13 protein-coding genes and 1 tRNA gene are annotated in these 11910 nt (G+C 69.8%); 4 read left to right on the plus strand and 10 right to left on the minus strand.

Annotated features, from left to right (window positions below):
- The 3 genes from C882_RS24815 to C882_RS21870 form a co-directional block, all read right to left on the minus strand.
- On the minus strand, positions 1–215 hold a 215-nt coding region (locus C882_RS24815), incomplete at its 3' end, for a hypothetical protein (protein WP_152415464.1).
- A 20-nt stretch (positions 216–235) separates the two neighbouring features.
- Positions 236–397 carry a hypothetical protein gene (locus C882_RS25175; protein WP_160166807.1) on the minus strand — a complete coding sequence of 54 codons (162 nt, stop codon included), beginning with the start codon at positions 395–397 and terminating at the stop codon, positions 236–238.
- Positions 398–646: 249 nt separating this feature from the next.
- Positions 647–723 (minus strand) — tRNA-Met (locus C882_RS21870).
- 167 nt (positions 724–890) lie between these two features.
- Between C882_RS21870 and C882_RS21875 the strand changes: the two genes are divergently transcribed.
- Together C882_RS21875 and C882_RS21880 are read left to right on the plus strand one after the other, a co-directional pair.
- Positions 891–2150: a patatin-like phospholipase family protein gene (locus C882_RS21875; protein ID WP_009542874.1), complete on the plus strand. Its 1260-nt coding sequence runs from the start codon at positions 891–893 to the stop codon at positions 2148–2150.
- A gap of 142 nt (positions 2151–2292) precedes the next feature.
- Positions 2293–3435, plus strand: a complete 1143-nt coding sequence (locus tag C882_RS21880) for a helix-turn-helix transcriptional regulator (protein WP_043647210.1) — start codon at positions 2293–2295, stop codon at positions 3433–3435.
- A gap of 304 nt (positions 3436–3739) precedes the next feature.
- Here C882_RS21880 and mnmA read toward each other — a convergent pair whose 3' ends face one another.
- The 5 genes from mnmA to cysE all read right to left on the minus strand — a co-directional run bounded on the left by mnmA (position 3740) and on the right by cysE (position 8214).
- Positions 3740–4972, minus strand: coding sequence for a tRNA 2-thiouridine(34) synthase MnmA (gene mnmA / locus C882_RS21885; RefSeq protein ID WP_009542876.1), 1233 nt, complete (start codon positions 4970–4972; stop codon positions 3740–3742).
- A 110-nt stretch (positions 4973–5082) separates the two neighbouring features.
- Positions 5083–5412, minus strand: coding sequence for a ferredoxin family 2Fe-2S iron-sulfur cluster binding protein (locus C882_RS21890; RefSeq protein WP_009542877.1), 330 nt, complete (start codon positions 5410–5412; stop codon positions 5083–5085).
- Between the two features lie 114 nt (positions 5413–5526).
- Positions 5527–6696, minus strand: coding sequence for a cysteine desulfurase family protein (locus C882_RS21895; RefSeq protein WP_009542878.1), 1170 nt, complete (start codon positions 6694–6696; stop codon positions 5527–5529).
- A 117-nt stretch (positions 6697–6813) separates the two neighbouring features.
- The gene (locus C882_RS21900) at positions 6814–7278 is read right to left on the minus strand and encodes an Rrf2 family transcriptional regulator (protein ID WP_043647212.1); all 465 of its coding nucleotides are present in this window, start codon (positions 7276–7278) and stop codon (positions 6814–6816) included.
- A 66-nt stretch (positions 7279–7344) separates the two neighbouring features.
- Positions 7345–8214: a serine O-acetyltransferase gene (cysE, locus tag C882_RS21905; protein WP_043647214.1), complete on the minus strand. Its 870-nt coding sequence runs from the start codon at positions 8212–8214 to the stop codon at positions 7345–7347.
- Positions 8215–8502: 288 nt separating this feature from the next.
- On the opposite strand from cysE, the gene C882_RS21910 reads away from it, so the two are divergent.
- Complete coding sequence (locus C882_RS21910) at positions 8503–9153, plus strand: alpha/beta hydrolase (protein WP_009542882.1); 651 nt, start codon at positions 8503–8505, stop codon at positions 9151–9153.
- On the opposite strand, the gene rfbC is transcribed toward C882_RS21910, so the two are convergent.
- Positions 9150–9731, minus strand: coding sequence for a dTDP-4-dehydrorhamnose 3,5-epimerase (gene rfbC / locus C882_RS21915; RefSeq protein WP_009542883.1), 582 nt, complete (start codon positions 9729–9731; stop codon positions 9150–9152). The genes C882_RS21910 and rfbC overlap by 4 nt on opposite strands.
- A 95-nt stretch (positions 9732–9826) precedes the next feature.
- Between rfbC and rfbD the strand changes: the two genes are divergently transcribed.
- A complete protein-coding gene (rfbD, locus tag C882_RS21920) occupies positions 9827–10720 on the plus strand; it encodes a dTDP-4-dehydrorhamnose reductase (protein ID WP_009542884.1) in 894 nt (297 codons plus the stop codon).
- On the opposite strand, the gene C882_RS21925 is transcribed toward rfbD, so the two are convergent.
- On the minus strand, positions 10708–11811 hold the full coding sequence (locus tag C882_RS21925) for an anhydro-N-acetylmuramic acid kinase (RefSeq protein ID WP_052000265.1): 1104 nt from the start codon (positions 11809–11811) through the stop codon (positions 10708–10710). The two genes, rfbD and C882_RS21925, sit on opposite strands and share 13 nt — an antisense overlap.
- Positions 11812–11910 lie beyond the last annotated feature (99 nt).

The following is an 11910-nucleotide window of genomic DNA, read 5'->3' on the forward strand; positions in this document are numbered from 1 at the left end:
TGCCCGTCGGATTTGGTATGAGCCGGTTTCGCCGCGCCGGGCCGCAGCGACAGGGCCAGCGCCGCGCCCGGCAGGATGACCGCGATCAGGCCGAACAGGTTCGGGTCCGCCGCCAGCCCGGTCGGCCGCAGAAACGGCGAGGAGAAGGGCCGGGTCACGCCAAGGGCGCCGTCGCACGACAGCGTCTGCCACGCTCCACCGAGCCTGGTGACCACCGTCAGGGCCGACGCCGCCGTCAGCGCCGCAAGAATGGCAGGCAGATCGCGCCGAACCTCAAGGGTGCGGCTAGGACAAGTCCGGTGTAGGACGCCGTGCTGCCGTGGACCCCGCCGCCGGACAGCGCCGCACCGATATAAATGCAGTAGAGGCAGGTCGCGATGATGCCGCGCAGCGCCATGCCGCCTGCCCCGCCTTCATAATCCGTAACGGAGCCACACGGCACGGCATCGCGCACGGTGTTTGCCTCAACGGTTGCCAGCGCAGTCGCGCCGCGGGTTGCGACGCACCGTTCAAAACCGTTGCAGCACCGGCACAGTTCCGTAACCCTCCCGGGGTACTCCCTGAAGTCGGACAGCGGCCAGATCAGGCATAGCATGAGCAAAAAAGAGAAAAGCCCCGAAACCTTTGGTTCCGGGGCTTTTTAACTTGGTAGCGGAGGAGGGACTTGAACCCCCGACACGCGGATTATGATTCCGCTGCTCTAACCAGCTGAGCTACTCCGCCATCGCGCTGGGAGGCCCGTATATAAACGGACGCAGCGGAGGCGTCAACACCTTGTTTTCATTTTTGTGCACGCCCCGCCCTTGCCCGCCGGCCGCACGCGGCCCACCCTTGTTGTGCGGCGCAGCATGACCCGTTCGCGCCCCGTCCATGGGAAAAAGGAGGACACCGTGAGCAGCCACCAGGCCGACGGCACAGCCACCGAGCCCGACATCCCGCCGCTGGGCGCCGACACGCCCGGCCGTCGCGCCGACGCCCCGGCCGATCGGCGCAACCCGCCCCCGGCGACCGGGCGCCGGGCGCGCTTCCAGAGCCCCGGCATCCGCCCCTGCGGCGGCGGACGGCCGGTGAACCTCGCGCTGCAGGGCGGCGGCGCGCACGGCGCCTTCACCTGGGGCGTGCTGGACGCCATTCTGGCAGACGACCGCATTTCCATCGAGAGCATGTCGGGCACTTCCGCCGGAGCCATGAACGCCGCCGTGGTCGCCAACGGGCTTGCCGGTTCGGGCGACCGCGAGGCGGCGCGCGTGGGGCTGGAACGGTTCTGGGGCGCCGTCGCCCACACCTCGCGCCTGTCGCCCTTCAAGCGCGGCCCGCTGGGCTGGCTGACGGGCTCGTGGGGGCTGGACGCCAACCCCTTCTTCCTGGGCGCCGACCTCATGCAGCGCCTGTTCAGCCCCTATGAACTGAACCCCATCAACCACAATCCCCTGCAGAGCATCGTCGAGGAGCAGGTGGACTTCGACCGGGTGCGCCGCTGCGACCGGGTGCAGGTCTTCGTCACCGCCACCTCGGTGCGCTCGGGCCGGCCGCGCGTCTTCCGCCACGACGAACTGACGGCCGACCACATCATGGCCTCGGCCTGCCTGCCCTTCCTCTATCAGGCGGTAGAAATCGGCGACGAAGCATACTGGGACGGCGGCTACATGGGCAACCCGGCGCTGTGGCCCTTCATCTACCGGGGCGGCAGCCGCGACATCGTGCTGGTGCAGATCAACCCGCTGGAACGCGCCGACGTGCCCAAGCGGGCCCGCGACATCATCAACAGGCTGAACGAGATCACCTTCAACGCCAGCCTCTACCGCGAGATGCGCGCCATCGCCTTCGTGTCCCGCCTGCTGGAGGAAGGCCGTCTGCCGCCCGAGGACTACAAGAAAATGTTCATTCACATGGTCTCCGGCGGGGACGAGATGGCCGCGTTGTCGGCGTCGAGCAAGTTCAACACCGAGTGGCAGTTCCTCACTTGGCTGCGCGACCTGGGCCGCGACCGTGCCCGGCGCTGGCTGGACGACAACGCCCGCCATCTGGGAGAGCGGAGCACGGTGGACGTCGGCCGCACGTTCCTGGGCGCTGGCGAGCACCACAGCCTGCCGCCCTGGCTCGATCCGGCATCCGATCCCGCGCCACCCTCTTCCGCGGACGCCGAGTAACCCCGGAAGATGCAATTTGGCTCAAAGGACTCCCGCTGCGGCGGCGAAAGTGGTAGGACTCGTGTCATATCCGAACGGATACGTTCGCGGGGGCATGACGCAGGGGAGCTACGCATGCCGGCAGTCAAGGGGAGCCGCGCGCGTGCGGGGGGAGCAACTGACACGGATCATTGCGGCCATCTATGATGCCGCCGCAAGCGACCCGCCGGATTGCGGCGGGTGGGCCTCCGTGGCGCGGCTGATCGAAGCCGCGACCGGCGGTGCCTGCATCCTCTCGCTGGATGACGCCGCGTCGGGCCGGGTCCACGTGGCGGCGGCGCCCAGCCTGGATGCCCGGTTCCGCGAAAGCTACGCGAGCACCCACGCGCGCAACAGTCCCTGGATCCGGGCGCTCCGCCGGCGCCCCCACCCCGCCGTCATCACAGACGCCCAGGCTGAAACGGACGGCGATTCGGCTGGACCGCTGACCGCTGGCGCCTTCTACCGCGACTGGATGGAACCGCAGCGGTTCCGGCACAGCATCGCCTCCGACGTGTTGCGCGACGGACCCGACATGGTGGTGCTCAAGACGCTTTTTCCGGAAGGCTCGCCGCCGGAAGGCCACCACATTCGCCTGCACACCAAGTTGCAGCCGCACCTGCGTCGGGCGGCCGGGCTGTTTCGCCTCGACCAAAGCCGCCGGGTCGCCCTGCACGCAGCGGAAAGCGCCCTTGAAGGCCTTTCGGTTGCCGTGTTCCTGGCGCGGCAGGACGGACGGATCACCTTCATGAACCGCCCGGCCGTCGTCCTTCGAACCACAGGTGATGCGCTCAAAGTTGACGACGCCGGCCGCCTGACGGCGGCCGATGCCCAGGCGGCGCGGCGCCTGCGAAAGATATTGTGCGAGGTCTCCGCCGGAGCGCACGACGCCATGGCCATGCGCTTGCCCCGCCCGTCGGGAAAGCCGGACATGCACCTCATGGCCGCCCGGCCCCAAGCCGGGGCGGATGCCCGCCTGGCGACACCGACCGTGACCATCTACGTCACCGATCCGTCGCATCCGCCGGCCCTCTCGCTGACCCGCTTGCGCGATCTGCACGGCCTCACCGCCGCCGAAGCGCGGGTGGTGGCGGCGCTCGCACGCGGCGCCAGCATCGGCGAGACGGCCCGCGACCTGGGCGTCGCGGACGCCACCGCACGGCATCACGTCAAGCAGGCCTTCGCCAAGACGGGCACACACCGGCAGGCCGACCTGGTCCGCCTGATCCTGGCCGATCCCCTGATGCACGACCGGCGCGAAGCCTGAGTCGTTTCGGCAAAAAAAGAGGGACATTCCGGACGTGCCGGAATGTCCCGATATCTGGCATGCGCGATCCTGGGGCAGTCCAACCGCCGGGGGTCACAGTGGCGGGTGTAACTGGATCAACGCAGCTAGCAGTAGTTTTGCAAAACGCAAAGCGTAATGCATCCACCAAACGGGGGATGAATCACGAGAAAGTTCTAAGCGATCCGTCGGTGAAGCTCGAAAGGCGCCGGAAGCGGGCCACAAGGGCCGGCGATCTGCGCGCCGTGCCGGGCCATCCGTATACGATCGAGCACGTCGTCCCGTATCAGGCGGCGCCGCGCCGCATGATCCAGCCGCCGCCCAGCACCCGGTCGCCGTCATAGAGCACGCAGGCCTGCCCCGGCGCCACGCCGTGGACGGGATCGTCCAGGTCCACCTCGGCGCGTCCCGCCGAGTCGCCGGGACGGACCAATGCTGCCGCGGGGGTGAAGCTGTTGCGGATCTTGACGGTGCAGCGCACGCCCTCGGCCGGCGGGGCGGCACCACCGCCCAGCCAATTGAGATCGCGGATGACGAAGCGGTCCCGCCCCAGAGCGCTGCGCGGGCCGACGATCACCCGGTTCGCCGCCGGGTCGAGGCGCACCACGTACAGGCGCTCCGCCATGCCGCCGACATCGATGCCCCGGCGCTGGCCGATGGTGTAATGGATGATGCCCTCGTGCCGGCCCAGCACCGTGCCGTCCACGTGGACGATGTCGCCCGGCTTCGTCGCGCCGGGACGCAGCTTTTCCACCACCCGGGCATAGTCGCCGTCGGGCACGAAGCAGATATCCTGGCTTTCCGCCTTGTCGGCGGTCGGCAGGTTGTAGCGGCGCGCCAGGGCGCGGGTCTCGGCCTTGCTCAAGCCGCCCAGCGGAAAGCGCAGGAAGTCCAACTGCTCCGCCGTGGTGGCGAACAGGAAATAGCTCTGGTCCTTGCCGGGATTGGCGCCCCGGCGCATCTCCACCCCCTGCCCGCCCGGCACACGGCGCACGTAGTGTCCGGTCGCAAGCGCGTCGGCACCCAGGTCGCGGGCCGCCGTCAGCAGATCGCGGAACTTGACGGTCTGGTTGCACAGCACGCAGGGCACGGGTGTTTCGCCCGACACGTAGGAGTCGGCGAACTGCTCCATCACGTCGGACAGGAACCTGCCCTCGTAATCCACCACGTAGTGCGGGATGCCGATGGAGTCGGCGACGCGCCGGGCGTCGTGAATGTCCTTGCCGGCGCAGCAGGTGTTGGCCTTCTGGATGGCCGCGCCGTGGTCGTAGAGCTGCATGGTGACGCCCACCACCTCGTAGCCCTGCTCGGCCAACAGCGCGGCGGTCACCGAACTGTCGACGCCGCCGCTCATGGCGACGACGACGCGCGTCTCGGCCCGCGGCTTGTCGATGCCGAGGTCGCCGGCCGTGGCGGCGATGGCCGCCAGGTCGCTTTCGCTGAAGCCGGCGGCGGCGTCAGTTTCCGACGCGGGCGCGCGGGCGGTCAGGGAGCAGGTGGGGGTGTCGGGCATGGTCATGACAGGTCAGATAGGGCCGGCAGCCGCCAATGGGAAGAGGCGGACGGGCGCCCGCAGGCACCGTCGTCCGCCTCCGCATCCTGTCGCGCGGCGCGAAAGCCCGGCGCGTCTCAGTCCATGGCGTTGCGCGTGCCGGCGGGCAGGCGCACGGTCAGGCCGTCCAGGTCGTCGTTCAGGATGATCTGGCAGCCGAGCCGCGAGGTCTTGGTCAGGCCGAAGGCCAGGTCCAGCATGTCTTCCTCGTCCTCGCTGGCTTCCGACAGCTTGTCGAACCACTCCGGCTCCACCACCACATGGCAGGTCGAGCACGCCAGCGAGCCCTCGCAGGCACCCTCGATGTCGATCCCGTGACGGTGCGCGACCTCCAGCACCGACAGCCCTTCCGGGGCGTCGAAGGTCTGCGCCTCGCCGTCTCTGTCGATGAAGGTGATCTTGGGCATGCGCCGCTTCCTTTCGTCCTCAGGTAGACAGGTTGATCGATGGATGGATTACGCTCCGTCCGGCGGGATGCATAGCGTTCCCTTTCCCTCGGAGCAAGGAGATTGCGACGGCTATTACGTCCTTTGCGCCACGCCGCCGTCGACCGTCGCCACCGGTCGGGCGCGACGCGCGAGCGGCCGCCACGCCTCCAGGAACGCATCGACGTCCGCCACCGTGCTCGCCCAGCCAAGGCTGATGCGCACCGCCTCGCGTGCCGTCTCTTCGCTCAGCCCCATGGCCCGCAGAACGTGGCTCGCCGCCACCTTGCCCGATGAGCACGCGGCGCCGGCGCTGACAGCCACGCCGCCCAGGTCGAGCGCCATGAGCTGGCTCTGGTTGGTGACGCCCGGCAGGCCGACGCAGGTGGTGTTGGGCAGCCGTGCCGCCGCGCCCGCGCCATGAATGACGGCCGACGGTGCGATGTCGGCAATGCCCGCCTCCAGCCGTTCCTGCAGGGCGCGGGCGGCCTCGGCCTCCTCGCGCCCGCGGCTGGCCAGGACCTTCGCGACGGCCCCGAAGCCGGCAATGCCGGGCACGTTCTCGGTGCCCGCGCGCTTGCCCCGCTCCTGCCCGCCGCCGCGCTGCACCGGCGCCAGCGCCAGCGGATCGGCGACGATGAGCGCGCCCACGCCGGGCGGCCCGCCCAGCTTGTGGGCCGACAGCGTCAGCAGGTCGACGCGCAGGGCGTGGATGTCCACAGCCATGCGCCCCGGCCCCTGCACGGCGTCGCAGTGGATGATCGCGCCGGCGTCGTGGGCGATCTTCGCGGCCTTCTTCACCGGCTGCACCGCACCGGTTTCGTTGTTCGCCAGCATGACGGAAACGATGACCCGCGCCGGCTCGGGCTCCTCGGCCAGCAGGGCGGCAAGCGCCTCAAGGTCGAGGATACCGTGCGAATCGACAGGGCAGAGGCGCGTCTCGGGGTGCGCCTTCAGCACGGCGTCATGCTCCACGGCCGAGACGATGGCGCGCGCCCGGCCGGTGCCGGTCAGGGCCAGGGCGTCGGCCTCGGTCCCGCCCGAGGTGAAGATCACCTGTTCCGGCCGCGCGTTGACCAGGGCCGCCACCGCTTCGCGCGCGTCCTCCACCGTGGCGCGGGCGCGGCGGCCGGGGCCGTGCACCGACGACGGATTGCCGCCGGCCTCAAGCGCGCGCGTCATCGCCTCCAGCGCCTCGGGCCGCAGGGGCGCGGTGGCGTTGTAGTCCAGGTAGACGGCGGGACGGTCGGAACGGCTGCCAGACATGGTCAACGGGATTTGCGGTGGCTCGAATCGAAAGGACCGCCGCACCGCCGCCCGGGATCATCCCAAAGCGGCGCATCGGCGGCCCTCTTCGCCAAAACGAACGGCTGGGCGGTTGGGTTACTGCGCGGCGGCGTTGATGGCCGGATCGCCGAACAGACCGCTGGTGCCCAGCACCTTGCGCTGCGTCACCTGCTCCAGAGTCACGCTGGAGAGGTACAGATAGATCTGGTTGCCCAGTTCCTCCCACAGATCGTGGGTCATGCAGCGGCCCTTGTTGTTGTGGCAGCCGGCGGGCGTGCCCGGCGTACAGCGGGTCGTCTGGATCGGCTCGTCCACCGCCAGGATGATGTCGGAGATGCGCATCTCGCCGGCGGTGCGCGACAGCAGGTAGCCGCCGCCCGGACCGCGCACGCTGCGCACCAGACCACCCTTGCGGAGCTTGCCGAACAGCTGTTCCAGATAGGACAGGCTGATTTCCTGGCGCTCGGCGATGTCCGCCAGCGCCACGGGCTTGCCCTGCGAGTGCGAGGCCAGGTCGGCCATCGCCATCACCGCGTAGCGGCCTTTCGTACTCAGTCTCACGGTCCGTACTCCCTCTTGCCCCTGCCGCGCCCGCGGCGTTACCGGGCGTTCCCTATCTTTGCGCCGTCACGCCTGACCGCCGGACGCGGCGCGACGCTCATCCTCGTCCCGCTCCCCCACCGGAGAGGCGGCATCACTGCCCGGAACGGACGCATCTTCCACACCGGTGCGCGGCTCCCTCTCCTCGGCGCCCGTGGCGGCATCGCCGCTGCCGCTCACCACGTGCGGAAGCCTCTGGCCGCGCCCAGGCGCCGCACCGGGCACCGCGCCCGGGGAAGCCTCGCGTTCCTTCTCCAGGGTCTCCACCCGATCCATCAGCGCGCTGATCTGGCCGCGCAGGGCGTCCATGGTGCGAACGACGGGGTCGGGCAGATGCTCGGTCGGAACGCCATAGGCGCAGAAGTCTTCCTCGATGCCCTTGGGCTTGCGCATCACCATGCGCGCAGGGATCCCCACCACGGTGACGCCCGGCGGCACCTCGTCGAGCACCACCGCGTTGGCGCCGATGCGCGCGCCCTCGCCCACCGTATGCGGCCCGAGGATCTGCGCGCCGGAACCGACGATGACGCCGTCGCCCAGCGTCGGGTGGCGCTTGCCCTTGTGCAGGGACGTGCCGCCCAGCGTCACACCCTGGTAGAGGGTCACGTCGTCGCCCACCTCGGCCGTCTCGCCAATGACCACGCCGGTGGCATGGTCGATGAACACGCGGCGGCCGATGGTCGCGCCGGGATGGATTTCCACGCCCGTAAAAACCTTCGCCAAATGCGAAAAGAAGCGCGCCGTCAGGCGGAAACCCTTGCCCCACAGCCAGTGCGACGCCCGATGGGTGGCGATGGCGTGGAAGCCCGGATAGCACAGGAAGACCTCCAGCCGAGATCGGGCGGCCGGGTCGCGCGCCAGGATGGCGTCCATGTCTTCCTTGAGTCGTGCGAACATCTTCAAATTCTATTGAAATTCCGCGTCACACGTGTGCTAAGATGCGGCCCGTTTTTAAACGAACGAACGCATCCAAGTTTACGGCGCGCGTCAGGTGACGACAAAGGGCTTATCCCTCGTGGAGTTGAATATATGATCCCCGACCAAGCCGGTCAAGTTTGGCCGGGCCTTGTGGCGGTCCCGGCGAAACGCCGCCGCCACCCTGCCGTTCCGCCGTATTCGTGCGTCCTCCCCGGTGCCGTCGGCGCCATGTCCCTCCGTCGCGTACAGCGAGGCTGAACGTCCCCCATGCCCGAAGTCATCTTCAACGGGCCGGAAGGCCGCCTGGAAGGCCGTTACCACCATTCGAAGCGGCCCAACGCGCCCATCGCCCTGGTCCTCCACCCGAATCCGCAACACGGCGGGAGCATGAACAACCGGGTGGTCTACAACATTTACCAAACCTTCGCGCGTCGCGGATTCTCGGTGTTGCGCTTCAACTTCCGCGGAGTCGGCCGGTCGCAGGGTGTGTATGACGCCGGCCAGGGGGAACTGTCCGACGCCGCGAGCGCGCTGGACTGGATGCAGCAGATCAACACCAGCGCCGGGGCCTGCTGGGTGGCGGGCTTCTCCTTCGGCGCTTGGATCGGCATGCAGCTTCTCATGCGCCGGCCCGAGATCGAGGGATTCGTCTCCATCGCGCCGCCGGCCAACCAGCACGACTTCACCTTCCTGGCGCCCTGCCCGTCCTCGGGCCTGATCGTCCACGGCAACCGCGACGAACAGGTGCCGGAAGCCTCGGTCGCCAAGCTGGCGGCCAAGCTGTCGCAGCAGAAGAACATCACGGTCGACTACCACCAGGTGGAAGGTGCGGACCACAGCTTCACCGACCACCAGGAGGAGCTGGTGAAGGTGCTCGACAGCTACCTCGCCAGCGTGCAGGGCCAGCCGGCGCGCTAGGCGACGGGTCCCCGGCCAGCGTCCGCCATGCGCGGCAGGGTATGGCGCGGAATGTCGGCGAGGCGCGGCAGGCGGCGGTCCTTCTCGGACAGTACCGGGGCGCCCTCCGGCCAGAATATGGCGATGTCAGGGTCGTCCCAGGCGACGCCAATCTCGGCCTCGGGCGCATAGACGTCGGTGCACTTGTAGAGTACCACGGCGTGATCGCCGATCACCTTGAACCCGTGCGCGAAGCCCGGGGGCACCCACATCTGCCGCGCCGTGTCTGCATCCAGCGTGGCACCGAACCAGCGGCCGAAGGCGGGGCTGTCGCTCCGCATGTCCACCGCCACGTCGAACACCGCCCCCGAAAGCACCAGCACCAGCTTGCCCTGGGCGCGCGGATGCTGCAGGTGGAGGCCGCGCAAGACGCCGGCGCCTGACCGCGACACCGTGTCCTGCACGAACGGCAGGCTGATGCCGGCCTCGCGCCGGTACCGCTCCGCCTGCCAGGCTTCCAGCAGGACCCCACGCGAATCGCGGAACAGGCGCGGCTCGATGAGCAGGACGCCCGGCAGCGGCGTTTCGAAGACCTTCACCTTGCGCTCCCCAATGGTACTTGTACTCTGCGACCGTAGATCATCATCGCCCGCGTACCGGCGCGCAAGACGGGAGAGAGAGGAAAATCGGCGGCATGAGGGTGCTGATCACCGGCATGACGGGACAGGTGGGCGCGTATCTCGCCGCACTGCCGCCGCCCTCCGGAATCTCCTGGCGACCGGTCGACCGCGCGGCGCTGGACCTGTCTCAGCCAGAGACCGTGGCCGCATCGGTGGACCGTCTGGCGCCCGACGTCGTCGTCAACGCCGCCGCCTACACGGCTGTCGACCGGGCGGAGACGGAGCCGGATCTGGCGGATCTGGTCAACCACCGGGGCCCGGCGGCGCTGGCTCGGTTCTGCGCGGCGGCGAGCGTGCCCCTCATTCATCTCTCTACGGACTACGTGTTCGACGGCCGGGGCGGCGCGCCTTATGGGCAGGAAGATGCGCCAAACCCGCTCAACACCTACGGCCGCACCAAACTGGCCGGCGAGCGGGCGGTGCTGGAGGCCGGCGGCCCAGCGCTCGTCCTGCGCACGGCCTGGCTGTTTTCGGTCCGCGGGCAGACCTTCGTCCGCACCATGCTGCGCCTGGGTGCGGAGTGGGACATCTTGCGCGTGGTCGCCGACCAGCGCGGCTGCCCCACCGCCGCCGCCGACGTGGCGCACGCCCTGCACCACATGCTCGCCCGCATTGCCCGCGGATGGCGAACGCCATCCGGCGTCTGGCACCTGTGCGGCCCGGCGGACGCCACATGGCATGACGTGGCGGAGGCGCTGTTCGACCTGGCGGAGCCCGTGTGGGGCCGTCGGCCCGCCGTCGCGGCGATCACCACGGCCGACTGGCCGACGCCGGCGGCCCGCCCCCTCGACAGCAGGCTCGACTGTGCCGCCACCGTGCGGGACCTTGGTATCGCCTGCCGGCCGTGGCGGGACGCACTGCCCGAGGTGGTGGCGGCGATCCTGGCGCGTCCGCCTCAGGGGTTGTGACGGCGCCCGCCACTCAAGGGCTCGGGGCACCCCGTCGTGCCGGGCATGGTCAGCGGCAGGCCGCGCAGGGACCGCACGGCCAGGAAGGCGAAGGCCTGCGCCTCCACGGCGTCTCCGTCCCAGCCGACCAGCTCCACCGGCTCCACCGCCGCCGGCGCCAGGCGCCGTGACAGCGCCGCCACCAGCGCCGGGTTGAGCCGCCCGCCGCCGGTGACGATCCACAGCGCCGGAGCCTCCGGCAGGTGGTCGCGCGCCTTGGCGACGGCGGCCGCGGTGAAGGCCGTCAGCGTCGCCGCGCCGTCCTCGGTGCCCAGAGCGGCGACGGGTTCGGTTGTGAAATCGTCGCGGTCCAGGGACTTCGGCGGCCGGGCCTCGAAATACGGATGCGCCGCCAGCATCTCGGCCACCACGCCCTCGTCCGCCCGGCCCTTGAGCGCCAGCCGCCCCTCGGCATCCATGGGCACGCCGGCGCGGGCGTACACCCAGTCGTCGATGAGCGCGTTGCCGGGGCCGGTGTCGAAGGCGATCAGCGTGCCGTCGCGGCCGATGAACGTCACATTGGCGACGCCGCCCACGTTCAGCACCGCCAGCGGCTTGTCCAGGGCCTCCGCCAGGGCGGCGTGATAGACGGGCACCAGCGGCGCCCCCTGCCCGCCGGCCGCCACGTCGTCGGTGCGCAGGGAATCGATCACCGGCACGCCGGTCTCGCGCGCCAGCAGGGCGCCGTCGCCGATCTGCCAGGTCCGCCGCGCCTCGGGCCGGTGCAGGATGGTGTGGCCGTGGAATCCGATGACATCCACCGCTCCGGTCTCGGCCATCAAGCCATCCACCACCTCGGCATGCAGCAGCGTCAGCTCGCGCTCCACCGCCGCGATCTCGTCGGCCGGCGCGGCGCCGCCCAGGCAGGCGCGCAGGCGGTCGCGGAAGGCCTTGTCGTAGGCGCGCGTCAGGCGCGGGCCGGTTTCCAGCACACGGTGGCCGTCGGTGACGATCATGGCGGCGTCGATGCCGTCCATGCTGGTGCCCGACATCAGGCCGATGGTCCGCAGCGGCTGAAAGGTGGAGGCGGCAGGGGCGAAATCGGACGGCATCACGGCGGGCGGGCTCCATGCATGGCAGGCTGCGTTGTCGGGCGGAAGCGAGTGTGCTAAAGGACCCCCCTTCCCGCAACGCCGATCAAGACTGGCAAG

This window comes from Caenispirillum salinarum AK4 (assembly GCF_000315795.1).
In the GTDB taxonomy this organism is placed as follows: domain Bacteria; phylum Pseudomonadota; class Alphaproteobacteria; order Rhodospirillales; family Rhodospirillaceae; genus Caenispirillum; species Caenispirillum salinarum.